This is a genomic window from Streptomyces sp. NPDC048659 (assembly GCF_040650575.1).
GTDB lineage: Bacteria > Actinomycetota > Actinomycetes > Streptomycetales > Streptomycetaceae > Streptomyces.
Genome location: NZ_JBEZHM010000008.1, coordinates 174,661 through 199,123, shown reverse-complemented (window position 1 = coordinate 199,123; position 24,463 = coordinate 174,661). Strand labels below are relative to the sequence as shown.

At 74.0% G+C, this 24,463-nt stretch carries 26 protein-coding genes; 14 read left to right on the top strand and 12 right to left on the bottom strand.

Annotated features, from left to right (window positions below; genetic code table 11):
- Window positions 1-114 precede the first annotated feature (114 nt).
- On the bottom strand, window positions 115-648 hold the full coding sequence (locus AB0C99_RS09375; RefSeq protein WP_362471735.1) for a DinB family protein: 534 nt from the start codon (window positions 646-648) through the stop codon (window positions 115-117).
- A gap of 73 nt (window positions 649-721) precedes the next feature.
- Entirely contained in the window at window positions 722-1,321 is a 600-nt protein-coding gene (locus AB0C99_RS09370) for a TetR/AcrR family transcriptional regulator (RefSeq protein WP_362471732.1), read from the bottom strand.
- Window positions 1,322-1,457: 136 nt separating this feature from the next.
- Between AB0C99_RS09370 and AB0C99_RS09365 the strand changes: the two genes are divergently transcribed.
- Both AB0C99_RS09365 and AB0C99_RS09360 read left to right on the top strand, forming a co-directional pair.
- Window positions 1,458-2,639, top strand: a complete 1,182-nt coding sequence (locus AB0C99_RS09365; protein ID WP_362471729.1) for an FAD-dependent monooxygenase — start codon at window positions 1,458-1,460, stop codon at window positions 2,637-2,639.
- A gap of 78 nt (window positions 2,640-2,717) precedes the next feature.
- A complete protein-coding gene (locus AB0C99_RS09360) occupies window positions 2,718-3,623 on the top strand; it encodes a Gfo/Idh/MocA family oxidoreductase (RefSeq protein WP_362471726.1) in 906 nt (301 codons plus the stop codon).
- On the opposite strand, the gene lnt is transcribed toward AB0C99_RS09360, so the two are convergent.
- Both lnt and AB0C99_RS09350 read right to left on the bottom strand, forming a co-directional pair.
- The gene (gene lnt / locus AB0C99_RS09355; RefSeq protein ID WP_362471723.1) at window positions 3,547-5,148 is read right to left on the bottom strand and encodes an apolipoprotein N-acyltransferase; all 1,602 of its coding nucleotides are present in this window, start codon (window positions 5,146-5,148) and stop codon (window positions 3,547-3,549) included. The two genes, AB0C99_RS09360 and lnt, sit on opposite strands and share 77 nt — an antisense overlap.
- Window positions 5,149-5,228: 80 nt before the next feature.
- Window positions 5,229-5,666: a nuclear transport factor 2 family protein gene (locus tag AB0C99_RS09350; RefSeq protein ID WP_362471720.1), complete on the bottom strand. Its 438-nt coding sequence runs from the start codon at window positions 5,664-5,666 to the stop codon at window positions 5,229-5,231.
- An 82-nt stretch (window positions 5,667-5,748) separates the two neighbouring features.
- On the opposite strand from AB0C99_RS09350, the gene AB0C99_RS09345 reads away from it, so the two are divergent.
- A complete protein-coding gene (locus AB0C99_RS09345) occupies window positions 5,749-6,342 on the top strand; it encodes a flavin reductase family protein (protein ID WP_362471717.1) in 594 nt (197 codons plus the stop codon).
- A 31-nt stretch (window positions 6,343-6,373) separates the two neighbouring features.
- On the opposite strand, the gene AB0C99_RS09340 is transcribed toward AB0C99_RS09345, so the two are convergent.
- Together AB0C99_RS09340 and AB0C99_RS09335 are read right to left on the bottom strand one after the other, a co-directional pair.
- Window positions 6,374-7,246 carry a hypothetical protein gene (locus AB0C99_RS09340; RefSeq protein ID WP_362471714.1) on the bottom strand — a complete coding sequence of 291 codons (873 nt, stop codon included), beginning with the start codon at window positions 7,244-7,246 and terminating at the stop codon, window positions 6,374-6,376.
- Window positions 7,247-7,403: 157 nt separating this feature from the next.
- Complete coding sequence (locus AB0C99_RS09335) at window positions 7,404-8,183, bottom strand: glyoxalase (protein ID WP_362471711.1); 780 nt, start codon at window positions 8,181-8,183, stop codon at window positions 7,404-7,406.
- A gap of 271 nt (window positions 8,184-8,454) precedes the next feature.
- Here AB0C99_RS09335 and AB0C99_RS09330 point away from each other — a divergent pair, with 271 nt between their 5' ends.
- The 5 genes from AB0C99_RS09330 to AB0C99_RS09310 all read left to right on the top strand — a co-directional run bounded on the left by AB0C99_RS09330 (window position 8,455) and on the right by AB0C99_RS09310 (window position 11,400).
- Window positions 8,455-9,195: a DUF6879 family protein gene (locus tag AB0C99_RS09330; protein ID WP_362471708.1), complete on the top strand. Its 741-nt coding sequence runs from the start codon at window positions 8,455-8,457 to the stop codon at window positions 9,193-9,195.
- On the top strand, window positions 9,192-10,034 hold the full coding sequence (locus AB0C99_RS09325) for a helix-turn-helix transcriptional regulator (RefSeq protein ID WP_362471705.1): 843 nt from the start codon (window positions 9,192-9,194) through the stop codon (window positions 10,032-10,034). Before AB0C99_RS09330 ends, AB0C99_RS09325 begins: the two co-directional genes overlap by 4 nt.
- 117 nt (window positions 10,035-10,151) lie before the next feature.
- Window positions 10,152-10,619, top strand: a complete 468-nt coding sequence (locus AB0C99_RS09320) for a hypothetical protein (RefSeq protein WP_362471702.1) — start codon at window positions 10,152-10,154, stop codon at window positions 10,617-10,619.
- A gap of 145 nt (window positions 10,620-10,764) precedes the next feature.
- The gene (locus tag AB0C99_RS09315; RefSeq protein ID WP_362471700.1) at window positions 10,765-11,172 is read left to right on the top strand and encodes a hypothetical protein; all 408 of its coding nucleotides are present in this window, start codon (window positions 10,765-10,767) and stop codon (window positions 11,170-11,172) included.
- Window positions 11,173-11,247: 75 nt separating this feature from the next.
- Window positions 11,248-11,400, top strand: a complete 153-nt coding sequence (locus AB0C99_RS09310) for a hypothetical protein (protein WP_362471697.1) — start codon at window positions 11,248-11,250, stop codon at window positions 11,398-11,400.
- Window positions 11,401-11,561: 161 nt separating this feature from the next.
- Here AB0C99_RS09310 and AB0C99_RS09305 read toward each other — a convergent pair whose 3' ends face one another.
- Window positions 11,562-12,434, bottom strand: coding sequence for an undecaprenyl-diphosphate phosphatase (locus AB0C99_RS09305; protein WP_362471694.1), 873 nt, complete (start codon window positions 12,432-12,434; stop codon window positions 11,562-11,564).
- A 103-nt stretch (window positions 12,435-12,537) separates the two neighbouring features.
- Complete coding sequence (locus AB0C99_RS09300) at window positions 12,538-12,999, bottom strand: helix-turn-helix domain-containing protein (RefSeq protein ID WP_362471691.1); 462 nt, start codon at window positions 12,997-12,999, stop codon at window positions 12,538-12,540.
- Window positions 13,000-13,110: 111 nt separating this feature from the next.
- On the opposite strand from AB0C99_RS09300, the gene AB0C99_RS09295 reads away from it, so the two are divergent.
- On the top strand, window positions 13,111-14,280 hold the full coding sequence (locus tag AB0C99_RS09295) for a thiolase family protein (RefSeq protein ID WP_362471689.1): 1,170 nt from the start codon (window positions 13,111-13,113) through the stop codon (window positions 14,278-14,280).
- A gap of 27 nt (window positions 14,281-14,307) precedes the next feature.
- On the opposite strand, the gene AB0C99_RS09290 is transcribed toward AB0C99_RS09295, so the two are convergent.
- Window positions 14,308-15,954 carry a hypothetical protein gene (locus AB0C99_RS09290; protein WP_362471686.1) on the bottom strand — a complete coding sequence of 549 codons (1,647 nt, stop codon included), beginning with the start codon at window positions 15,952-15,954 and terminating at the stop codon, window positions 14,308-14,310.
- Between the two features lie 73 nt (window positions 15,955-16,027).
- Here AB0C99_RS09290 and AB0C99_RS09285 point away from each other — a divergent pair, with 73 nt between their 5' ends.
- Window positions 16,028-17,092 carry an endonuclease/exonuclease/phosphatase family protein gene (locus AB0C99_RS09285; RefSeq protein WP_362471683.1) on the top strand — a complete coding sequence of 355 codons (1,065 nt, stop codon included), beginning with the start codon at window positions 16,028-16,030 and terminating at the stop codon, window positions 17,090-17,092.
- A gap of 37 nt (window positions 17,093-17,129) precedes the next feature.
- On the opposite strand, the gene AB0C99_RS09280 is transcribed toward AB0C99_RS09285, so the two are convergent.
- Window positions 17,130-17,867 carry a VTT domain-containing protein gene (locus AB0C99_RS09280; protein ID WP_362471681.1) on the bottom strand — a complete coding sequence of 246 codons (738 nt, stop codon included), beginning with the start codon at window positions 17,865-17,867 and terminating at the stop codon, window positions 17,130-17,132.
- An 84-nt stretch (window positions 17,868-17,951) separates the two neighbouring features.
- Between AB0C99_RS09280 and AB0C99_RS09275 the strand changes: the two genes are divergently transcribed.
- From AB0C99_RS09275 to AB0C99_RS09265, 3 genes are all read left to right on the top strand, one after another.
- Complete coding sequence (locus AB0C99_RS09275) at window positions 17,952-18,662, top strand: DNA alkylation repair protein (RefSeq protein WP_362471679.1); 711 nt, start codon at window positions 17,952-17,954, stop codon at window positions 18,660-18,662.
- 245 nt (window positions 18,663-18,907) lie between these two features.
- Window positions 18,908-20,086, top strand: a complete 1,179-nt coding sequence (tuf, locus tag AB0C99_RS09270; RefSeq protein ID WP_362471676.1) for an elongation factor Tu — start codon at window positions 18,908-18,910, stop codon at window positions 20,084-20,086.
- 174 nt (window positions 20,087-20,260) lie between these two features.
- On the top strand, window positions 20,261-21,106 hold the full coding sequence (locus AB0C99_RS09265) for a fused MFS/spermidine synthase (RefSeq protein WP_362471673.1): 846 nt from the start codon (window positions 20,261-20,263) through the stop codon (window positions 21,104-21,106).
- A gap of 92 nt (window positions 21,107-21,198) precedes the next feature.
- Here the strand turns inward: AB0C99_RS09265 and AB0C99_RS09260 are convergent, their stop codons facing one another.
- On the bottom strand, window positions 21,199-22,599 hold the full coding sequence (locus AB0C99_RS09260) for an MFS transporter (RefSeq protein ID WP_362471825.1): 1,401 nt from the start codon (window positions 22,597-22,599) through the stop codon (window positions 21,199-21,201).
- Window positions 22,596-23,690, bottom strand: coding sequence for a hypothetical protein (locus tag AB0C99_RS09255; protein ID WP_362471671.1), 1,095 nt, complete (start codon window positions 23,688-23,690; stop codon window positions 22,596-22,598). The genes AB0C99_RS09260 and AB0C99_RS09255 overlap by 4 nt, the downstream gene beginning before the upstream one ends.
- 109 nt (window positions 23,691-23,799) lie before the next feature.
- On the opposite strand from AB0C99_RS09255, the gene AB0C99_RS09250 reads away from it, so the two are divergent.
- Complete coding sequence (locus tag AB0C99_RS09250) at window positions 23,800-24,237, top strand: DUF4442 domain-containing protein (RefSeq protein ID WP_362471822.1); 438 nt, start codon at window positions 23,800-23,802, stop codon at window positions 24,235-24,237.
- The last annotated feature ends 226 nt before the right edge of the window (window positions 24,238-24,463 follow it).

The following is a 24,463-nucleotide window of genomic DNA, read 5'->3' as shown; positions in this document are numbered from 1 at the left end:
GGTCGGGCCGGGTTTCTCACACCCCTACTCGCGAGGAATGCCCGTAATGAGTGATCACCCGGGCGCGGGCTGACCGGCAGCCCCCTGGGGGGCGAGTCGGCCGGACCGGCCGGATCAGTCGCCCGTGGCGCCGTCGATCCGCTCCCGGATGAGGTCCGCGTGCCCGTTGTGGCGGGCGTACTCCTCGATCATGTGGAGGTAGATCCAGCGCAGGTTGAAGGTCTCGCCGCTGCGGTGCTTCCCGCTGCCCGGCTCGTCGAGGCCGCGCCCGGCGGCGTTGGCCCTGGCGTGCGCGATCTCCCCCTGCCAGGTGGCGTACGCCTCCGCCCAGGTGTCCGCGTCGGTGACGTGGATGTCGCCGTCGTGGTCCTCCTTGGTGCTGTAGATCCAGCCGGCGTCCCGCTCCCCGGCCAGCACGCGGCGGAACCAGCCGCGCTCCACCTCTGCCATGTGGCGGACCAGGCCCATCAGGTTGAGGTCCGAGGGCGGGGCGGCGGCCGTGCGCAGCTGCGTGTCGTCGAGGCCCTCGCACTTCATCGCGAGGGTCGCGCGGTGGAAGTCGAGCCACTGCTCCAGGGCCTGGCGCTCCCCGGTCAGGGTGCCGGGGTCGACGCGGACGGCGGCGGTGTCGGTCTGTTCGGTGCTCATGCCCCGCATCGTCGCCCATGATCGTCCGGCGGGCCAGCCCCGTGCGGCGGGCGGGCGGCGCACCGGGCCGGGGTCACCTCCCGAGCATCCCGCGCAACAACTCCTCGAAGCCGATCCGCAGTTCGGCGAGTGGGGGCACGGCTTTGTGGAAGGAGCCGGCGGCACAGGAGAACATCAGCCCCTCGCACCAGGCGATCAGCGAGAGCGCGTGCCGCTCGGGCGCCGGGGAGCCGGCCGCCGCCATCATCGCGACGACCGGCCCGTGGAAGACCGAGCCCGCCGAGTCGAAGAAGGCGCGCAGCTCGGGGCGGCGGGTGGCCTCCAGGGCCAGCTCGTAGCGGGAGACGAGGAGCCTGCGGTGGTCGCCGAGATAGCGGTGCAGGGCCAGCGCCAGGGCGGCCACGAGCGACTCGGGCCCCGCGCCGGCCGCGGGCAGCTCGTCGGGGGCGAGCACCGCCGCCTCCCGCTCGACCTGGCGGCGGACCGCGGTCTCCAGGAGGGCCTGGCGGGTCCGGGCGTGGTTGGAGGTGGAGCCCTGGGGGAGACCGGCCCGCTCGTCGACGGCCCGATGGGTGAGCCCGCGCATCCCGCGCTCGACAAGCAGGTCGAGGGCGGCGTCGCCGATGCGTTCGGCGCGGGTCGGCGGGGCCTCGGGGGTCCGTGCGGCGGTCATGGGGACAACCTATCGACCGCCCGCCCCGGGGGTGTCCGTGCGACTACGGCTGTAGTACGGTCGCGTGGTGCACTACAGATGTAGTCGATCGATCGGCCCCGGTGCGCCCCGGCCCCGGAGGCCCGGAGGGGGAGCCATGGAACAGCACCGCGCCGTCGTCGTCGGAGCCGGCATCGGCGGCCTCACCGCCGCCGTCGCCCTGCGCGCCCGCGGCTGGGACGTCACCGTCCTCGAACGCGCCGCCGGACTCGCTCCCGTCGGCGCCGGGATCGCCCTCGCGCCCAACGCCCTGCGCGCCCTGGACGTGATCGGCCTCGGCGACCCGGTCCGCGCCCACGCCGCCTGGCAGGGCGACGGCGGGATGCGCCGCCCCGACGGCCGCTGGCTCGCCCGCACCGACGCCGAGGCCGCCGCCGCGCGCTTCGGCGGACCGCTCGTCCTGCTGCACCGCGCCACCCTCGTCGACCTGCTGCGCTCCGCCCTCCCCGCCGCCGCCGTGCGCACCGGGGCCGCCGCCGTCCTCACCGACCCCGGCGACCCCCGGCGCCCCGCCCGCGTCACCACCCCGGGCGGCGTCCACGAGGCCGAACTGGTCGTCGGCGCCGACGGCATCCGCTCCGCCGTCCGCGCCGCCCTCTTCCCCGCCCACCCCGGCCCCCGCTACACCGGCTACACCACCTGGCGCACCGTCGTCCCCGCCCCCGCCGAGCCCTTCGCCCCGCACGAGACCTGGGGCCCCGGACGCCTGTGGGGCAGCCAGCCGCTCAAGGACGGACGCGTGTACACGTACGCCATGGCCGCCGCCCCCGAGGGCGCCCGCGCGCCCGGCGGCGAGCGGGCCGAGCTGCTGCGCCTGTTCGGCGCCTGGCACCACCCCGTCCCCGCGCTGCTCGCCGCCGCCGAGGAGCCCGGCGTGCTGCGCCACGACGTCCACCACCTCATCGACCCGCTGCCCGCCTTCCACCACGGCCGCACCGCGCTGCTCGGCGACGCCGCCCACGCCATGCAGCCCACCCTCGGCCAGGGCGGCAACCAGGCCATCGAGGACGCCGTCGTGCTCGCCCACCACGCGGACCCCGGGCGGCCCCTGCCGGACGCCCTCGCCGCGTACACCGCCGACCGGCTGCCGCGCACCGCCGCCCTCGTCCGCAAGGCCGCCCGCACCGGCCGCCTCGCGACGCTCTCCGCCCGCCCCGCCGTCTCCCTGCGGAACGCGGCCGTCACCGCCGCCTCCCGCCTCGGCCCCGGCCTCCTGCTGCGCGGCTTCGACGGCGTCGTCGACTGGCGGCCGCCCACCGGCCCGTACCGCCCCGCGTAAGCTGAGCGGCGGATACGGCCCTTCGGGCGATACGGCCCCGGGGGCGACGGACGACGCGCACTACGGCAAGGAGCACCCGTGAAGGTTGGCTGCATCGGACTCGGCGACATCGCCCAGAAGGCGTACCTGCCCGTCCTGTCCACCCTTCCCGGGGTCGAGCTCCACCTCCAGACCCGGACGCCCGCCACCCTCGACCGGGTCGCCGACGTCCACCACCTGCCCGCCGGGCGCCGCCACCTCGACCTCGACTCGCTGCTCTCCGTCGGCCTCGACGCGGCCTTCGTGCACGCCTCGACCGCCGCGCACGCCGAGATCGCCACCCGGCTCCTCGACGCCGGGGTGCCGACCTACGTCGACAAGCCGCTCGCCTACGAGTACGCCGACTCCGAGCGGCTCGTGGAGCTCGCCGAGAAGAACGGCGTGGGCCTCGCCGTCGGCTTCAACCGCAGGCTCGCCCCCGGCTACGCCCAGTGCCTGGAGCACCCGCGCGAGCTGATCCTGCTCCAGAAGAACCGGATCGGACTCCCCGAGGACCCGCGCACCTTCGTCCTCGACGACTTCATCCACGTCGTCGACACCCTGCGCTTCCTGGCGCCCGGCGACATCGACCACATCGACGTGCGCGCCCGCGTCCGCGACGGTCTGATGCACCACGTCGTGCTCCAGCTCTCCGGCGACGGCTTCACCGCCATCGGCATGATGAACCGGCTCAACGGCTCCACCGAGGAGATCCTGGAGGTGTCCGGCCAGGACGCCAAGCGTCAGGTCGTCAACCTCGCCGAGATCGTCGACCACAAGGGCCAGCCGACCGTGCGCCGCCGCGGCGACTGGGTGCCGGTCGCCCGCCAGCGGGGCATCGAGCAGGCGGTGCTGGGCTTCCTCGACGCCGTGCGCGAGGGCCGGGAGCTCAGCGCCCGGGACGCCCTGCTGACCCACGAGCTGTGCGAGCGGGTCGTACGCGAAGCCCTCGCCCAGGCTTCCTGAGCGCCCGCGCGCCCGCGACCGCGCACAGCGCGCCGATCACCAGCAGCGCGCCGTGCACGGCCCAGTCGCCGAAGCGCGCGTAGCCGGTGGTCCCGTGGGCGAGCGGCAGCGTGTAGACCACGGCGGCGCTGCGGTCGGTGCCCAGCGCGGGGCCGACCCGCCGCCCGTCGGGACCGTAGGCGGCGCTGATCCCGGTCAGCGTCGCGTGCACCACCGGACGCCCCGCCTCCGCCGCCCGCAGCGCGCCCAGCGAGGCGTGCTGCGCGGGGGCCCAGGTGTCCTGGAACGTGGAGGTCGCCGACTGCGCCACCACCACCTCGGCGCCGTCCTCGACCAGCCGCCGGGTCATGTCGGGGAACGCCGACTCGAAGCAGACCAGCGGCCCGACCCGCAGACCCGCGCCCGCGCCGCCGCCGGCCGACGCGGGCAGCGTCATCACGACCGGGTGGGTGCCCCGGCGGCGGTCCTCGCCCGCCGCGCCCTTGCCGACCGAGGTCGCCCAGCCGAGCAGGGCACGCGCCGGGACGTACTCGCCGAAGGGGACCAGCCGCATCTTGTCGTACCGCTGCCCGGTCGGGCCGTCGGGGCCGATCAGGATCGCGCTCTTGTAGATGCCGGGCCGGTCGGAGCGGCGCGCGTCCACGTTGACCAGCAGCGGCGCGCCGACCGTCCGGGACAGCGCGGCGAGCCGGGCGGCCAGGTCGGGCCGGTCGCCCAGGTCCGCGCCGACACTGCTCTCGCCCCACACCACCAGGTCGGGCCGGTCCCCGGCGAGCGTCCTGGTGAGCCGCTCGGCGCGGTCGAACCGCCGGTCCGCCCCGCCCGGCCCGTCGAACACGCCCGGCTGGACCACCGCGATCCGCGCCGTGCCGTCGGTACGGGGCGGGGCGACGCCCCACCACACCAGCCCCAGCAGCAGCGCACAGCCCACCAGCCCCACCAGCGCGGTACGGCGCACCTCCCGCACCGCGAGGAGCAGGGCGAGGGCGGTGTTCACCGCCACCACGAGCAGGCTGACCAGCCAGACCCCGCCGACCGAGGCGAGCCGCAGCGCCGCCGGCACCTGCCACTGGCTCGCCCCCAGCAGCCCCCACGGCCCGCCGAGGCCCTGCCAGGAGCGGACCAGCTCCACCAGCAGCCAGCCGGACGGGACGACGACCAGCGCGGCGGCGGCCCGCCGGCCGGACGGCCGCCCGCCCAGCATCGCCCGCACCAGCCACCCCCACGGCAGCCACAGCAGCCCCAGCAGCGCGGCGAGGACGAGCAGGAAGACGTGCAGGCTCGGCAGCAGCCACTGGTGCACGCCGAGCATGAAGCCGATGCCGCCGCACCAGCCGTCGAGCCCGGCCCGCCGCGCGCTCGGCGCCGTACGGATCAGCAGCAGCCAGGGGACCAGGGCCACGTACGCGAACCACCACAGCGACGGCGCGGGGAAGGCGAGCGCGGGCAGCGCGCCCAGCGGCACCGCGAGGGCGGACCGGGCGAGCCCGGACCGGAGCCCCGGGCGCGCGAACGGATTGCGCATACGGTGCCTCCCGGTGCCGCTCCCCCGGACGTCGCCCGGGGGGACCCCCACCAGTGTGCGCGCGGCCCGGCCGCCTGGTGTCACAGGCGGCGCCACTTCTCCTCGACGACGACCGAACGCAGCAACCAGCCCCGCCCCGCGCGCCGCAGCGCGAAGGCGTAGCGCCCGCCGCAGACGAAGTCCTCGCCCGACTCGAAACGCATCGGGTTCACGTAGTCGGCGGCCACCGTCGCCGTGTCGCCCGGATAGCCGCCGAGGTCCTGGATCCGCACCCGCCGGTTCACGATGAGGTGCTGGCGTACGGGGAACAGGCGCATCGTCTCGGCGAGCCAGTCGGCGACCTCCGCCGCGGGGCCCTCGATCCCGCCGGAGCCGCGGTAGTCCGCGCGCCCGTCGGGGGCGAACAGCGCGCGGTACGCCGTCCAGTCGGAGTCGTCCACGGCCACCGCGTAGCCGGTGATCAGGTCGTCGATGGCGAGCCGGTCCATCACGGTCGCGAGATCCACGCGCTGCGTCATCGGTTCAGTGTCGGGCAGCGCGGGCCGGGGGCCAAGGGGCGTGCGCGAGGGGCCTGGTACGAGATCCGTCATACTTTCGGCCATGCGCGCGCACTTCGATCCCGAACTGACCGACCCGAACGCCTTCTACCGGCTGCTCACCGCCACCGTGGTGCCCCGGCCCATCGCCTGGGTGTCGACGACGGCCGCCGACGGGACGGACAACCTGGCCCCGCACTCCTTCTTCACGATCGCCTCGGTCGTGCCGCCCGTCGTGCAGTTCACCTCGGTGGGGCGCAAGGACTCGCTGCGCAACGTGGAGGAGACGGGGGAGTTCACGGTGAACTTCGCGCCCGAGGCACTCTTCGAGCGGATCAACGCGACGGCCACCGACTTCCCGCGCGGCACGAGCGAGTTCGACGCCTGCGGCATCGAGCGGGAACCGGCGCTGCGGGTGCGCCCGCCCCGGGTCGCGGGCTCGCCGGTGGCGCTGGAGTGCGTGCTGCACAGCACCGTGCGGATCGGCGACTCGACGGTGGTCTTCGGCCGGGTGGTGCACGCGGCGGTGGACGAGGCGGTGCTCGTGGACGGACACCCGGAGATGACGCTGCTGCGCCCGCTGTCCCGCCTCGGCAAGAACGAGTGGGGCACCACGGGCGAGATCAGGGACCTGGCCCGGGTGCCGTACCGGGCCTGAGTCCGGCGGGGCCCGTGGAGTGCTGGGTGGGTCAGCCGGTGTAGTAGCCGGAGACGTCGGCGAGGAGGTCGACGGATCCGGCGTGGTTGTAGAAGTCCACCCTGCCGTTGACCACGGGCACGACCACCAGGTTCGGACGGGTCTGGCCCGCGGTGACGTTGAGGTTGGACGCGCCGGTGCGGGTGGTTCCGTCCGGGTAGACGGACACGAAGGTCCCCGCCGTGGGGCCGGTCGCGGTGACGTTGAGAATGACGGCCGTGACACCGACGGCGGGCACCCCGCCCCGGCCCGCGACCTGGAGGGTGACGGTGCCTGCGGGGCCGATCTTGGCCTTGGGTACACCGAGCCCGGTGCGGCTGTCCATCAGACGGGTCGGCTGCACGGGCACGAACCGGCTCGTGGGGGAGGGCGCGCCCTGGATGTGCACGGGTACGTTCAGCGGAAGGGCGGGGCCCTGGTCGGTGTACGGGTCGATGGTGACGCCCAGGTCCGAACCCGGGGCGGCGGAGGCATCGGCGATGATCTCCAGGCTGATCTTCACGGACTGTCCCGTGGGCAGGGTCTTGCACTCGTACGTGCTCTGGCTGGCGGAGCAGAGGAGCCCCGAACCGAACGGCCTGAGCGTCAGACCGGCCTGCGGCCGTAGGGTGATGACGACCCGCTGGAGGTCCTGGTCGGCCCTGAACGTGACCTCGACCGTGGTCTTCCCGCCCGGCTTGACCGAGGGCCTGGACGGGGTGAAGGAGAGGGTACCGGGGTCGCCGGGCAGGATCTCGACCGAGGGGGCGGCGGCGTGGGCGGGCGTGGTCGAGGCGATGCCCGCGAGGGGCAGCACGAGGGCGGCGGCGACGGCGACCGCCGACGCGCGCAGACGGCGGTACGCGGCACTGCGGGACGGGCACACGGGACACCTCGGGTGCGGGAACGCGCGGGCCACCCCTGCGGTACCCGGGTCCCGGCAGTATCGGCACCCGTGTTCGGCCCGCCCGCGCCGACAGGCCAGCGCGGGACCCACATTCACTCCCGCGTACGCGGCCGGGACCCCGGCCCGGCGGGGGTGTTCAGGAAGCGGGGTCCGGGTCCGGGTCCGGGCCGGTGGTGGTGCGCCACAGGTCCAGGTCGGCCGCGCCGCGCAGCCCGGCCTCGACCTCCCGCTGTTCGGCGTCGGTCAGGTCGAGCGCGGCCAGCCGCTCGCGCCACTCCGCGACCTGCCCGGTCTCCTCCAGGGCGGTGGCCAGTTCGATCAGAGTGGCGAGCGCGGCGGCGACCTCGGGGGCCGGGGCGGTGTCCCCGTGCTTGCGCAGCGCCGTGGTCAGGACGCGCAGGGCGGTGCGGTCGTCGTTCTTGAACTCGGCGAAGATCCGGGCGTTGTCCACCGCCTTGGCCAGGCCCGTCAGGCTCTTCGCCCCGCCGTACTCCAGCTCCTTCGGCTCGTCGCGCTGGATGAAGATGATGCCGTTGCCGGCCGGGTCGACCAGGGTGAACCGGCTGGCACCGGGCCGGAACCGGGTGATCCGAGGCCGCCCCTTGGCCAGGACCTTCCCGTACGCGGCCCGCATCGCCCGCGTGAACTCGGCGTGGTAGGCGGCGACGTCGTCCACGACGACCAGGCAGCCCCCGCCGTCCTCCGTAGTCGGGTCGAAGCCTTTGGGGGCGGCGCCGAAGTGGAGCTGGAAGCCGCTCCACTCGAACGCCAGGTACACGTACGGCCGCCGCTGCTCGTGGATCACGGCGAACCCCAGCGCCTGGTAGAACTCCAGCGTCTCGTCCACCGACACACACGGCATCACCGGCACCGCCGTCTCGTTCGCCCGCACGCCGATGCCCACGGCCTCGCCCATCGCACACTCCAGGTCTCTCGGGTCCGCCACCGCCCGGACCGAGTGGACCGGGCGGACCCCGAGACTGCCCGAAATCCGAGTCCACCGCCTATGGGACTTTTATCGGCGCCTTATCCGCGCAGGCGTCGGCCGCCGGGCGCGCCCGCGTAAGGGGCTGAGGAGGAGGGGGCGCCCCCGTCGTGTCCGGGTCAGCAATCCGCTGCAATCCCGCCCCGCCGGGCCGCACAACCGCGCATCCTGGATGCCTCACCCACCACAACGGGAGGCCCCGATGCCGCTCAGGTTCCTCGGCACCACCAGCGACGACGGCGACTGCCCCACCCTCTACGAGGTCGAGGCCACCGGCGACATCCTCGTCCAGGGCGACCGCGTCACCGACCCCGCCCAGCTCGCCCGGCTCCGAGACGTCAAGCCCACCGAGACCTTCGTGACCGTGCCGCGCGACCTCCTCACCCGGTTCGCCCCGCGCACCGAGGCCCGAGAGCTGGTCCCGTTCGCCGACATCCGAGAGCTCTTCGCCGAGTTCAAGCACACCGCGTGGCGGCTGGAGACCCGCCGCAGCTATGCCACCGACCGCAACAGTGCGAAGTGGGCCCGCTGGAAGGCCGGCGCCGACATCGCGGCGGAGCCCGTCGACGCCTGGCGCGAGAACGTACGGAAGCAGATCACCGCAGGGAAGCGGTTCGAGCGCGTGCGTCTGGTCGACGAGCCACTGACGGAGGGACAGGCGTTCCTCCTGGCCTCCGGGCTGGGCAACGTCGCGGCCGGCGAGGACATCCGCAACCTGACCCGCGCCGAGGCCGAACGGCTACGGCTGCCCGACCACGACTTCTGGCTGTTCGACTCCCGGCTCCTCGCCCGCTTCGTCTTCGACGAGAACGACGTCACCCTCGGCGTAATCCTCTCCGAGGACCCGGCGGAGATCGCCGCAGCCTGCCAGGCCCGTGATGCGGCCTGGCACTATGCGGTCCCGACTGTCGAGTACGCGGACCGGGTACGGTCCACCGGGTGAGCACGGACTTTCAGTCTGGACGTGAGGCCCTCGGCGCGCGCCTTCGCGAACTGCGCGTCGAATCGGGCCTGAGCGGCAAGGAGTTCGCTGAGTGCGTCGGCTGGCCTCCTTCCAAGGTCTCCCGCCTCCAGGGCGGCAAACAGACCCCGTCCCACGCCGACCTGGAGGCATGGGCCGCTGCGGCCGGCCGCCCGGAAGCCGTGGGCGAGCTCAAGGCCCGCGTGGCCGGGCTGGAGACCACCTACCGCTCCTGGAAGCGCCAGCTCGTCCAAGGCCACCGTGCCCGCCAAGAGCAGGGCATCGCCGAGACCGCTGCCACGCGGCTCATCCGTGGCGTCGAGGTCGTCCGCGTACCGGGGCTGCTCCAGACACCCGACTACGCCCGACGGGTTTTCGAGCAGGCTGCCGAGTTCCGGCAGACGCCCCGCGATGTCGACGCTGCCGTACGGGCCCGCGTACGACGCCAGGAGGCGCTTTACGACCCCGACAAGCGGTTCGAGTTCGTGATCCACGAGACCGCGCTCCACGCCCGAACGAGCCCGGCCGCCGTTCATGCTGCTCAGCTGGACCGGCTCATGGGAGTGATCGGCCTCGACACCGTACGGCTCGGGATCATCCCCCTCGGCGCGCAGCTCCGCCGCGCGCCGTCCCACGGGTTCTGGATCTACGACCGGCGCCTCGTCATCGTCGAGACGATCGGCACCGAGATGTGGCTCGCCGACGAGGCGTCCGTCGAACTGTACGAGCGATCGTGGGACTGGCTGACGGAGTCCGCGGTGCACGGCGAGAAGGCCCAACGGCTGATCGGCCGCGTTCGCAGCCTCCTCGGCGCCGCTTGAGCAACCCGGCGCACGCCGTCGAGCACTCCGCACAATTCCGCGCAATCCTCCGGCAGCCATGAGATTTCGCGGCCTACCGTCGCAGACACCGCAGGTCACGACGGTAGGGAGCGGAGCATGGACGAGGAGCCCCAGCACGACAGGCCGGCCGAGACGCTGGTCGCGGTCGACCTCGGAGCCGCGCTCGCCACGGCGGCCGACGGCATAGAGGAACACGTCGAGGCGGAGGCCGAGAGACACATCGCGTTCGCCGTCCGGCTGGAGCACCACTGCCCGAGCGACGCGGCCATCGCCCAGCTCACCAACGACCTCCTCACCCACTGCTCGTCCCTCGCCCAGGGCGTCATGCTGATCCCGGAGGCCGAGCGGCCCGAGCGCGGGCTGGCCGCCGTGCGGATGTGGACCGAGCTCGTCGAGACAGGACCGCAGGACGGACCGCTCGGGAACTGGAGCTACGCCCGCCAGCTCGGCATCACCGGCCGCACCCTGCTCCAGGAGCTCCGCGAGCACCGGCGCACGAGCCGCCGCCGCGCCGCTTTCGTCGGCCGTACGGAGCTGCCGCCCGTCCCGGTGGAGTCGCCGTGACGGAGCTCGGGCGGCAGATCTGCTACGTCCTGATCGCCGTCACCCTGCTCGGCCTCATCGTCATCGGCGTCACCCACTGACGGCCCGCAGCCGTCCTCCCCAGTCCATAGGATGGGTGGGCCGCCACGAGAGGAAATGATCACAAATGCGCCCCCAGCGATTCACCGACTACGTCCTCGACCTCGCCAAGAACACGCCCGGCGTGACCCGCGTGCAGACCCTCGCCGAGGCGGGCGACACGAATTGTCCGTTCGGGCTCGCCATCTCCGCACAGGGCAGCGAAACGCGGTGGCAGTTCACCGGGCAGCTCCCGGACGGCGCCAAGCACGAGGGCTTCACGGACGAGCCGGTGACCGGTACCCCGGCCCCCGCGATTGGTGACCCGGCGTCAGCCGATACTCCGGAGGCGTGGTTCGCCGCCGTCATCGCGGCTGCCGAGAGCCCCGAGGTCGCTGCCGTCGAGCGCTGGTCGACCCGGCCCGAGCCGGGTTCGCAGCGCGGCGTGACCGTCTCGTTCCACAACGGCGCCCGCATCTTCGCGCGCCAGATCTAGACCCTCTCCGGCCGACGGCCGGGGAGGGCGCGTCGCACCACCTTCAGCACCACCTACACCAAGGAGGACTGGAACGTGAGCAAGCGATTCGACCCGGCCGAGGTCCAGGGCAACTGCCCCATGTGCGGCGCGACCGTGGGCGCCGAGAAGGGCCAGCCCGTGGCCCAGCACCAGCGCAACGGAACCGGCACCGAGACGTGCCCCGGCTCCGGCGCCCCCGCGTTGTAGCCGCACCCCGAAAGACCGCCCCGGTCGGTATCCGTTCCCCCACGGCCGGCCGGGGCGGCGGGGCAGTTACTGTCGGCCCAGCTCCTGTGGGAGAGCTGTGGGAGATGAACCGCTCTGTCGGGCTCGGTTCATCTCTTGCCAGCCCCCAGGGCCAAGGCCGCTCAGCCCCCGGACTCGCCCGCGTGGGGGCTGAGGACGTCCGTGCCGACCAGGATGAACAGCAGGATGCCCAGCAGGATCCGGTAGATCACGAACGGCATGAAGGACTTCGTGGTGATGAACTTCATGAACCAGGCGATCACCGCGTAGCCCACGCCGAAGGCGATGACCGTGGCGAAGATGGTCGGGCCCCAGGAGACGTGCCCCTCGCCCGCGTCCTTCAGTTCGAAGACGCCGGAGGCGAGGACCGCCGGGATGGCCAGCAGGAACGAGTAACGGGCGGCGGCCTCGCGGGTGTAGCCCATGAACAGGCCGCCGGAGATCGTGGCGCCGGAGCGGGAGACGCCCGGGATCAGGGCCATCGCCTGGCAGAAGCCGAAGATCAGGCCGTCGCGTACGCCGAGCTCCTTGAGCGACTTGCGCTCGCGGATGGCGCGGTGGCGTCCGCCGAGTTCGTCGCGGGCGGCGAGGCGGTCGGCGATGCCGAGCACGATGCCCATCACGATGAGGGTGGTGGCGATCAGCCGCAGGTCGCGGAAGGGGCCCTCGATCTGGTCCTTGAGCGTGATGCCGAGGATGCCGATCGGCAGCGATCCGACGATGACCAGCCAGCCCATCTGGGCGTCGTGGTCGGAGCGCATCGACTTGTCGAACAGCGAGCGGAACCAGGCCGAGACGATCCGAGCGATGTCCTTGCGGAAGTAGATGAGGACGGCGGTCTCGGTGCCGATCTGCGTGATCGCCGTGAACGCCGCCCCGGGGTCCTCCCAGCCGGCGAACGCGGCGGTCAGCCGCAGGTGCGCGCTGGAGGAGATGGGAAGGAACTCCGTCAGCCCCTGGACGAGTCCGAGGATGAATGATTCGAACCAACTCATGGGGCCAGGGCCGTCCCGTATGTACGTGTGCGGTCAGAAGGTCGCTGCGCACCCTACAGCCCCAAGGTGACAGGCCCGTTCCCAGGGCGCGCCGGGGCCCCGTTCAGTCGTCGACGGGGCCGGCGGCCGTCCAGCCCGGGGCCTGGACGAGGGGGGTGAGGCTCGCGGTGTCCGCCTCGCCGCCGCAGCTCGCGCAGATCAGGCGCGGGCTCAGCACCTCGCCGCAGCGGTGCTCCAGGAGCGTCGGGCGCCGCTCCGCGTTGAGGTGCCGGTCGCCCCAGTCCATCAGGGTCACCAGCACCGGCTGGAGCTCCTCGCCCGCCGGGGTCGCCCGGTACTCGTAGCGCCGGGGGCGCTCGCTGTACTCGACCTTCTCCAGGATCCCGGCCTCGACGAGCCGCTTGAGGCGGGCGGTGAGGATGTCGCGGGGCGCGCCCGTGTTGCGCGCGATCCGGTCGAAGCGCCGGACGCCGAGCGAGACCTCGCGCAGGACGAGCAGGGCGTACTTCTCGCCGACGAGCGCGAGGGTGTCGGCGATCGAGCAGGGGCGGGGAGCGGCCTTCATGGGGCAAGGGTAAGGCAGCCGGGAGGGGTGGGTTTGAGAATCCAACTTACTGGGTTATGTTACCGGCAGGTGTAGGTCCGGATTTCCTACTCACCACCTCGGAGCCGAGTCATGCGCGACGCCGTCATCGTCGAAGCCGTCCGTACGCCGATCGGGAAGGGCAAGCCCGGCGGCGCCCTCGCCGGCGTCCACCCCGTCGCCCTGCTGTCCCACACCCTGCGCGCCCTCGTCGACCGCGCGGGCCTCGACCCCGCCCTCGTCGACGACGTCATCGGCGGGACCGTCGACCAGGTCGGCGAGCAGGCCATGAACACCACCCGGTACGCGTGGCTGGGCGCCGGACTCCCCGAGACCGTGCCCGCCACGACCGTCGACCGGCAGTGCGGCTCCTCCCAGCAGGCCGTCCACTTCGCCGCCCAGGGCGTGCTCTCCGGCGCCTACGACATCGCCGTCGCCTGCGGGGTCGAGTCGATGAGCCGGGTCCCCATGTGGTCGAACGTGCCGCCCGGCGCCGACCCCTTCGGCCCCGGCGTCGCCGCCCGCTACCCCGAGGGCCTGGTGCCGCAGGGCATCAGCGCGGAGCTCATCGCCGCCGAGTACGGCCTCTCGCGCGCCGCCATGGACGAGTTCGCCGCCGCCTCGCACGCCAAGGCCGCGCGGAGCTGGGCCGCCGGGCTCTTCGACACGGAGGTCGTGCCGTACGGGGACGTGCGCCGTGACGAGTCCGTGCGCCCGGCCACCACCCCCGAGGTCCTGGCCGGGCTGCGCCCCGCCTTCGAGGACCCGGGCTTCGCCGCCCGCTTCCCGGCGATCGACTGGTCCGTCACCGCCGGGAACAGCAGCCCGGTCAACGACGGCGCCTCCGCCGTCCTCGTCATGGAGGCGGCCACCGCGCGCCGCCTCGGGCTGCGCCCGCTCGCCCGGCTGCACTCCTTCGCCGTGACCGGCTCCGATCCGCTGCTCATGCTGACCGGCGTCGTCCCGGCCACCGAGAAGGTGCTGCGCCGCGCGGGGCTCGGCCTCGACGACATCGACCTCTTCGAGATCAACGAGGCGTTCGCGAGCGTCGTCCTCGCCTGGCAGCGCGCGACCGGCGCCGACCCGGCCAGGGTCAACGTCCACGGCGGCGCCATCGCGCTGGGCCACCCCCTCGGCGCGAGCGGCACCCGCCTCACCGCCACCCTGGTGCACGCCCTGCGGGCCAGGGGCGGACGGTACGGGCTCCAGGCGATGTGCGAGGCGGGCGGACTGGCCAACGCGATGATCGTCGAAGCCCTGTGAGGCCCCGGCTCCCGGCCCGCCCCGCCGTCACGCGAACGGCGGCAGCCGGTCCAGCCACGGCGAGGGCTCGACGCCGTTCTCCGTCAGGGCCGTGACCCCGCCCGCCAGGCCCACCCCGCCCGGACCGAAGGCCGAGGGGGCCGAGGCGCGGGTGGTGAGGACCGAGCTGATCGCGGCGGGACCCGTGGCCGGGACCGTCAGGCCGAGTTCGAAGAGCACCGAGCCGGTGGTGGAGATCCGGGCCACCGGGGCGACGGCGTCCTCCCAGGGGGCGCTGACCAGCAGTTCGGCGCGGCCGTCGCCGGTGTGGTCCTGGAGCGAGACGGCGTAGCCGAAGCCCTCGCCCGGCTTGGCCGTCGCCGCGAGCGGAGCGGTGTCCTCGGTGAGGGTGACGGCGGGGCGGGCGGTCGGGCCGGCCGGGTCGCCGACGAAGAGCGTCACGCTGCCCTTGCCGCCCGCGCCGCGCAGGGCGCCGACGGCGAGCTCGTCGCGGCCGTCGCCGTCGACGTCACCGGCGGCCAGGGACCCGCCCCACCAGGCGCCCGCGGTGGCCGCCGGATTGGGGAGGGCGACGAGCGGGGCGGTGCCGATGCCGGACGAGCCGCCGGGCGCCACGACGACCGCGCCCGAGCCGGGCGCGGCGCCACGGCGCTGGTCGGCGAAGAGGGCCAGGTCGGCGTAGGCCGAGCCGTGGAAGCGGCCGGCGACCAGCGCGCGGACGTGGCCGGAGGTGCCGGTGCCCTGGACGTTGACCACCGCCGGGGAGGCCGTGTCGAGCCCGCCCGCGGCGCCGGTGAGGACGATGGCGGCGCCCCAGGCGGCGTCGACCCCGCCGATGGCCTCGCCCGAGGCCAGCACGGCCAGGTCGTCCTTGCCGTCGCCCCGCAGGTCGGCCGCGGCGAGCGAGGCGCCGAAGTGGTCGAAGGGCTCGGCGGCGCCGGCCACCGAGCCGTCGAAGGACTGCGCGCCGGTCGCGGTGAGGCCGGTGGGCCCGCCGTACAGGACGGTGACCCGGCCCGCCTCGAAGGCGGTGCCGACGGCCTCGCCCGGGGCGCCGATCGCCAGGTCGGCGTAGCCGTCGCCGTTGAAGTAGCCGGTGATCAGGCTGGTGCCGAAGCGGTCCTCGGGCTCGTTGTCGCCGGGGATGCCCGCCGCGTTCTGGTCGATCCAGGTGAGCCCGCCCCGCCCGGCGCCCAGGTAGGGGGCCGCGCTCTGGCCGTACTGCACGGTCACCGCCCCGGTGTCGGGGACGGTGCCGATCGCCTCGTGGGGGTTGCCGAAGGCCACGTCGGCCTTGCCGTCGCCGTCGAAGTCGCCGGTGGCCACCGCCTGCCCGAAGGTGTCGCCGAGCTCGGAGTCGCCGGGCACGGAGGCCGGGCTGTCCTGGCCGACCAGCGCGGCCGCGGGGCGGGACCCGCCGGGGCCGCCGGGCAGCAGGTAGACGGAGCCGCCCAGGTCGGCGGCGCCCACGGCGCCGTCGGACCAGCGGGTCAGGCGGGCCGACGAGGCCACCACGACATCGGAGGCGCCGTCCCCGTTCAGATCGGTGATGCGGACCCGCTGGACGACCGCCGCGCCCGCGGACTCCGGCATCACCGCCGCCGTCACCGCGACCGTCATCAGCAGTGCCATCGCCCATCGGTCCCGGCGCCCGGCCGCCGTCACTCCCGCCACGATTCCCCCTTCGATCACGTGTTCGTTCGGCACCCTATACTCCGGATGATCATCGGGGGACGGGGAGGGAAACGTGATACGTCGGGGAATCGGTTCCGCGCTGGCCGTGGCGGCCGTGGCGGGACTGGTCTACACGGGAGCGGTCGTGCGGGACTCCGCCGGCCCGGCGCCGCGCGAGGAGAGCGTGGCCGCCACCACCAGCACCGTGAAGGTGCTGACCTGGAACGTCTGCGGCGAGTCCGGCGGCTGCCGGGCGCAGAACCAGCCGGACACCCAGGCGGCCCGGATCGCGGGCCTGGCGACGGCCAAGGGCGCCGACGCGGTCTTCCTCCAGGAGGTCTGCGGCAACGACGCCGAGAACGACAAGGCCCACGACCCCAACAAGACCGCCGACAAGAGCCTGGTCACGCTGCTCGGCGAGAAGCTGCCCGGCTGGAGCGTCGCCTTCCTGCCGTACACCCGCCCCGCCGAGAGCCGCTTCGGCACCGAGGTCCCGGTCGCTCCCGGCGCCACCGTCCCGTACCCGCCCCGGTACCCCGCCGCCCAGGCCACCTCCGACTTCCGCTGCCGGGGGAAGGACCTGATCGGCGTCCAGGGGATCGCCGTCGCGGTGAAGGGCACCTTCGGCGAGCGCCAGGACTACGAGTTCCACTCGCCCAAGCCCGGCCTCTTCGTGAAGGCGCTCTGCGTGCGCCGCACGAGCGGCACCCCGGTGCGCCTGTGCACCGGTCACCTCACCCCGAAGGGCGAGGACCAGGACCCCCGGGCCGGCTTCTCGTACCGCGCCGAGCAGGTCCTGCGGTTCGGCGAACTGGTCGGCGACGGCCACGACACCGTCTTCGGCGGCGACTTCAACAGCCGCCCGCCGGACGACACCAAGAGCCCCGAGGACAGCACCGTCCTCGCCCCGCTGTACGCGAAGTACCGCGAGTGCGAGCAGGGCGCGAGCGGCACCGCGCGCAAGGGCTCGGGCACCATGTGGGACGACGTCGCCCAGGACCAGCGGACCGATAGGAAGTACGACTATCTGTTCACCAAGAGTTCGTTCGGCTCCTGCGAGGTGCTGACCGATCCGGCGCTCGCCGCCCTCTCCGACCACCTCCCGGTGATCGGCACGGCGACGGTGACGACCGGCTGACCAGGCCGAAAGCGCCCTCACCGGCCGATCAGACCGATCAGGCCGGCACCGACTCCACCGGACGCTCCGCTCCCGCCTCCGCCGGCGCCTCCCCGGCGCCCCGCAGCCGGTGCCGCTTCCGCCAGCCGACCACCCCGGCGGCGAGCACCGACAGCACGATGAAGGCCGAGGAGATGAGGAAGGCGGGCGAGGTCGGCGAGGTGGCCTCGCTGCCCGCGATCACATAGGCGGCCGTGTTCGGGATCGAGCCGATCGCCGTCGCGAGCAGGAACGGCGCGTACCCCATCCGGGAGATCGCGGCGCCGTAGTTCGCCACGATGAACGGCATCCCCGGGAAGAGCCGGATCGCCAGCATCGACCGGAAGCCGTGCCTGCTGAGCTGCCCGTCCGCCGCCAGCAGCCAGCGCCCGCGCAGATACGGACGCAGCGCCTCCTGGCCCAGGACCCGGCCCAGCGTGAACGAGAGGCCCGCGCCCAGGACCGTGCCGGCCAGGGCCGCCGCGAAGCCGGCCGGAGCGCCGAAGAGCGCCCCGGCCGCCAGGTTCAGCAGCGGGCGCGGCACCAGCGCCGCCGTGCACACCCCGTACGCCACGGCGAAGACCACGACCGCGCCCGCGCCGCTCAACTGGGGCGGCCAGCCCGCCGAGAGCAGCCGCTGCGGCTCGAAGAGCAGCACCGACGACCCCGCGGCCAGCAGGATCACGGCGAGATACGCCAGCCGGGCCTTGGGCGCGAACAGCACCCTGGAGCGGCGGACGGACACGGGCTCGAACATCCGGGGAGAGTAACCGAAACCCGCGTGTGATCGCCGTAACGAGCGTCATGCCCCGAACGGGAACGCGAGCCGTACAGTGAGGCGGTGACCCCCGACGCGGCCCCCGCCGTCCCCGGCAGCGCCCTCGCCGACACCCTCCTCGGCCGGCTCACGGAGCTCTACCCCACGGGCGGCGACCCCTTCTGGGCGCAGGAGATGATCGCGTACATGAAGGGCGTCGCCCCCTTCCTCGGGCTGCGCACCCCCGAGCGCCGCGCCCTCTCCCGTACCGTCCTGGCCGGCACCCCCGCGCCCGGCGAGGCCGACTGCGCCGCCGTCGCGCTGCGCTGCTTCGCGCTGCCCGAGCGGGAGTACCACTACTTCGCCGTCGACTACCTGCGCCGCCACGTGCGGCGCTGTTCCTCCGGCTTCCTGCCGGTCGCCCGCGCGCTCGTCACCACCGTCTCCTGGTGGGACACCGTCGACCACCTCGCCGCCCACGTCGTCGGGCCGCTCGTCGCCGCCGACCCCGCGCTCGCGGAGCGGATGGACGAGTGGATCGCCGACGAGGACCTGTGGGTGGCGCGCACCGCGATCCTGCACCAGCTCCGCTTCAAGGAGGCGACCGACACCGAGCGCCTCTTCTCCTACTGCCTGCTCCGCTCCGGACACCCCGACTTCTTCATCCGCAAGGCGATCGGCTGGAGCCTGCGCGAGTACGCCAAGACCGACCCCGCCGAGGTGCGCGCCTTCGTCGCCCAGAACACCTCCCGGCTCTCCCCGCTCTCCGTGCGCGAAGCCCTCAAGAACCTCTGAGCAAGACGAAATTCGGTCGACCCGGAGACCTCGGGCCGTCATCATCGGGGGCATGTCCCGGTACGCCTTCCCCGCAGCGCCGTCCGCAGTCGCGGACGCGCCGAAGGCTGCCGTGCTCGTGGCGACGCCCGGCTGCTACCGAAGCTGACCCTCCCCGGACCGTCCGGCGGACCCCACAGGGGGAGGGTCGGTCCGGCCCCGGGGTCCCCGCACACGCTTCGAGCACCGAAACGAGCGACTCAGCCATGCCCAAGCAGGCGTACACGCGCACCAAGCCGCACCTCAACATCGGCACCATGGGCCACGTCGACCACGGCAAGACCACGCTCACCGCCGCCCTCACCAAGGTCCTCAGCGAGCGGTCCTCCGGCGGACCCACCGCGTACGTCCCCTTCGACCGGATCGACCGCGCCCCCGAGGAGGCGCGCCGGGGCATCACGATCAACGTCACGCACGTCGAGTACGAGACCGAGACCCGCCACTACGCCCACGTCGACATGCCCGGTCACGCCGACTACATCAAGAACATGGTCACCGGAGCCGCCCAGCTCGACGGGGCGATCCTCGTCGTGTCCGCGCTCGACGGGATCATGCCGCAGACCGCCGAGCACGTCCTGCTCGCCCGGCAGGTCGGCGTCGACCACATCGTCGTCGCGCTCAACAAGGCGGACGGCGCGGACGACGAGCTGGCCGACCTGGTCGAGCTGGAAGTCCGCGAGCTGCTCACCGCGCACGGGTACGGCGGCGACTCCGTCCCCGTGGTGCGGGTCTCCGGGCTGCGGGCGCTGGAGGGCGACCCGCGCTGGACCGCCTCGGTCGAGGCGCTCCTCGACGCGGTCGACACGTACGTACCGGTGCCGGAGCGGTACGTGGACGCGCCGTTCCTGCTGCCGGTCGAGAACGTGCTCACCATCACCGGCCGGGGCACGGTCGTCACCGGCGCCGTCGAGCGCGGCACGGTGCGGGTCGGCGACCGGGTGCAGGTGCCCGGCACCGGGCTCGACACCGTCGTGACCGGCGTCGAGACCTTCGGCAAGCCGATGGAGTCGGCGCAGGCGGGCGACAACGTGGCGCTGCTGCTGCGCGGGGTGCCGCGCGGCGGCGTCCGACGCGGTCACGTCGTGGCGGCGCCCGGCAGCGTGGACCCACGCCGCCGCTTCACCGCCCGGGTGTACGTGCTGTCCGCCCGCGAGGGCGGCCGCAGCACCCCGCTGACGAGCGGCTACCGCCCGCAGTTCTATCTGCGCACGGCCGACGTCGTCGGCGCCGTCGACCTCGGCGACCGGCCCGCGGCCCGCCCCGGCGAGACGGTCACGATGACCGTCGAGCTCGGCCGCGACACGCCCCTGGAGCCCGGCCTCGGCTTCGCGATCCGCGAGGGCGGCCGGACGATCGGCGCGGGGACGGTGACGGAGGTGCTGTGACGGGAGGACCCGGGGGCCGGACCGGCGACGGGCGTAGCCGGACCGGCCCGGCCCGGGTCGGCCGTCGCCCGTCCCGACCGGGTCGGCCATCGCCCGGCCCGGCCCGGCCCGGCCATGGCCGGTGCGGTCCGGGCCGGTTCGGGCCGGTCCGGACCCCGCGTGCACAATGAGGGCGTGAACGAGCAGATTCCCGTGGTGCGCGAGGTCGATCAGGGCCTCGCGCGGCTCATGCCCGACGTGGACACCGAGCGGGGATGGCTGCTCACGGTCGACGGGGCGCCGCAGTCGTACGTCGACCTCGACGATCCGGCGCACCTGGAGTTCGAGTACACGCAGCGGCTCGCCCATGTCGTCGACCACGCCGCCGAGGAGGGCGCCGCGCTCGACGTGCTGCACCTCGGCGGCGGGGCGCTCACCCTGCCCCGGTACGTCGCCGTGACCCGGCCGGGCTCCCGGCAGGACGTCGTCGAGTTCGACCGGGGGCTGCTCGCCCTGGTCGCGGAGCACCTGCCGCTGCCCGGGGGCTCGGGGATCGCCGTGCACGGGGCGGACGCCCGCGCGTGGCTGGAGGCGGCGCCCGACGCCTCGGCGGACCTGCTGGTCGCGGACGTGTTCGGCGGCTCGCGGGTGCCCGCGCACCTGACCTCGGTCGAGTACGCCCGGCAGGCCCGGCGGGTGCTGCGGCCGGGCGGCACCTACGCGGCGAACCTCGCCGACGGCGCGCCCTTCGGCTTCCTCCGCTCCCAGCTGGCCACCTTCGCGGCCGTCTTCCCCGAGCTCGCGCTCATCGCCGAACCGGCGGTCCTGCGCGGGCGCCGCTTCGGCAACGCGGTGCTGGTCGCCTCCGACCGGCCCGTCGACACCGCGCGCCTGGCCCGCCGCGCGGCGGCCGACGCCTTCCCCGCCCGCGTGGAGTGGGGCGAGTCCCTGGCCCGCCTGACCGGCGACGCGCGCCCGGTCCTCGACGCGGACGCGGTCCCGTCGCCCGTACCGCCCGAGGGGGCCTTCGGGATCGGGTGAGAGCCACCCCGGGGGCCGGAGGGGGCCGATGTCCCGACCCCACCGGCCCCCGGGACGCCGGAGGGGGCCGGTGTCCCGACCCCCTCGTCACCTCAGCCGGCCTCGTGCCGCTCGGGCGTCCCCGCGGGCACGGTCGGCACGGCCGCCGCCGTCGGCACCGCCTCGGCCCCCGGCCCGGTGCCAGCCTCGGTCCCCGGCCCGGTGCCAGCCTCGGTCCCCGGCCCGGTCCCCGCATCGGACCCCGACCCGGTCCCCGCCTCGGCCGACCCCGATATCCGCTTCGTCCGGCGGGTCAGATGCCGTACGTCCGGTACGAGCAGCACCAGCGCCGTGACCACGACGATCAGCGCCGCCGAGCCCCACAGCGCGTTGCTCCGTCCGAAGACGCCCTCCGCCGGGCCCGCGAGCGCGGTGGACAGCGGGAGCATCGCGGTCGAGCCGAACCAGTCGTACGCGGAGACCCGGGACAGCTTGTCCTCCGGGATCTCCTGGTGCAGCGCGGTCATCCACGAGACGCCGAAGACCTCGATGGCCACGCCGCTGACGAACATCGCCACCGACAGGCCGACCACGTCCAGGGGCACCGCGAGCGCCGCCGAGGGCAGCGCGATGGGGAACACGCACACGGTCCCCACCAGCAGCATCCGGCGCGGTTTCCAGCGGATCATCAGGATCGCGCCGGCCACCGTCCCGACCCCGAACGCGGCGAGCGCCAGGCCCCACGGCCGCGCCCCGCCGAGCTCGTCCTGGGCGACCAGCGGCCCGTACACCGACTCGGCGGCGCCGACCAGCGCCACCACGATGGAGAACTGCGCGACGATCGCCCACAGCCACGGGCGGCTCGCGAACTCGTCCCAGCCCTCGCGCAGGTCGGCGAGGAGCCCGCCGCCCGCCCCGCGCTCGGGGATGTGCTTGACGTCGAGGAAGGCGCGCAGGGCGCCCGCGAGGGCGAAGGCGACCGCGTCGACGGCGAGCACCCAGCCGGGGCCGATGGCGGCGATCATCGCGCCGCCGAGCGCGGCGCCGCCGATGCCGGCGCCGTGCATCGCCATCCGGAAGAGCGCGAAGGCGCGGCTGACCTGCTCGCCGCTGACGCTGGACATCAGCATCCCCTCGGCGGCCGGGTTGAAGAACGCCTGCCCGGTGCCGCACAGGGCGGTCAGCAGCATCATGTGCCACAGCCGCGCCTCGCCGGTGAGGACGAGCACGGCGAAGACGGCCTGGGAGACGCAGTTGAGGGCGTTGGCCGCGACCATCACCCGGTGCCGGGGCACCCGGTCGGCGACGGCCCCGCCGATGAGCAGGAAGAGGACCAGCGGCAGGGTGCGGGCCATGGCCACGAGCCCGACGTCGCCGCCGTCGCCGCCGGACTGGATGACGGCGAACGCCGCCGCGATCAGGGCACCGTGGGTGCCCAGGTTGGTGATGATCGCGGCGGCGGTCAGCAGCAGGTAGTTCCGCCCGGCCCAGCCGGGGATGCGCGCGCGGTTCAGGACGACTCCGGGGGCTCCGGGGCGAGCCGGACGGTGGTGAGGATCTGCTGGATCGTGGTGTCGGGCAGCTCCTCCTTCACTCCGGCCGCGGCGTACAGCACGAAGGAGGAGAAGTCGCCCTTGCTGTTCTTGAAGGAGAACGCGATCGACTTGCCGTCCGATTCGCACTTGTTGCGCTTGGTGATGCCGGGGGCCGTGGCGGTGGACATGCTGCCCTGGAGGCCGGACTTGGTGGTGTACGGCACCGACTTGGTGATCTTGATGGTGCCCTTGGGCATGTGCTGGGCGTAGCCGGCCCACACCCAGTTGCCGGCCTCGTTGTAGGCGGCCTCGTCGGTGTTCTTGGCGCCCTGGCCGCCCTTGGTGCCGGCGGAGCTCAGGCCCCAGGTCTCCGGGGTGCCGTTCTTGTCGGTGTCGAAGGAGCACCAGTTGCGCTTGAAGTGCGCGGGGGAGGACATGGTGACGACGGGGGAGCCGTCGCCCTTCTTCTCGTCCTCGAAGAAGGTGACGATGCCGGGCTTCGACACCTCCCACTCGGGCGGTACGTCGAAGAGGGTGCCGTACTTCGGGTTGTAGACGACCTTCCAGCCGGGGATCACGGGCTGGTGGTCGGCGCCGCCGCGCGGGTTGTCGAGCGGCGGGGACGAGGGGGTGGCGGGCGAGGAACTGGACGGGGCCGGCTTCGGGTCGTCCGCCTGGTTCTTCTTGCCGTCGTCCTTGCCGAGGACCAGGTAGCCGGCGACTCCGGCGGCGGCGAGCACGGCCACGGCGGCGACGATCGCCACGACGGTGGTCTGCTTCTTCTTGCCGCCGTCACCGCCGCCGGGCGGGACGGGGCCGGGCACGGCGTACTGCGGCGCGGTCGGCTGCTGGTACGGGTTGGGCTGCGGCGGCTGCCCGTACGGCGGGTTCTGCGGGCCGTAGCCGGGCTGCCCCGGCGGCTGCTGCTGGTACGGGTTGGGCTGCTGGTACCCCGGCTGCGCGTAGGGGTTCGGCTGCCCGTAGCCGGGCTGCCCCGGTTGCGCGTACGGGTTCTGACTCTGGTCCTGCGGGTTCTGCTCGCCCCCGGGCGGCTGCTGTCCTGGCCACATGGCTGGTAACGATAGAGGGGCGGCGGTGGCCCGGCTACGGCCGCCCCCGTGCGGGGATGGCGAAGACTACTACTCGTGGGTAACATCACGGGTCATGAGCGCAGACCAGATGACCGTCGGCGAGATGCTCGCCGCCACGGTGCCCATGGCCCGGACCCTCAACCTGGAGTTCCTGGAGACCACCGCCGAGCGCGCCGTCGTGCGCCTGCCGGACCAGGCCGACTTCCACAACCACGTCGGCGGCCCGCACGCCGGCGCCATGTTCACCCTGGCCGAGTCCGCCAGCGGCGCGATCGTCCTCGCCGCCTTCGGCGACCAGCTCGGCCGGGCCGTGCCGCTCGCCGTCAAGGCCGAGATCGGCTACAAGAAGCTCGCCATGGGCGTCGTCACCGCCACCGCCACCCTCGGCCGCCCGGCCGCCGAGGTCGTCGCCGAGCTCGACGCCGGACAGCGCCCCGAGTTCCCCGTACGGATCGACCTCACGCGCGAGGACGGCGCCGTCACCGGCGAGATGACCGTCGTCTGGACCCTCCGCCCCAGCGGCTGAGGCTTCTTCCGGGGGGCCGCCGCCTCGGCGCCTGAGGGCTCCGGCGCCTGAGGGCTCCGGCGCCTGAGGGCTCCGGCGACCCTCCGCCCCGGCGGCTGAGGCTCCCGGGGGCGCACCGCCCCAGGTCGGAGGTCCCCCGGGGAGCCGCCGCCCGTCCGGCGGAACCCCGGCACGGCGGCGTGGAATCGGGCGCACCGTCACGCATCCTGCGATCAGCGCATGATCG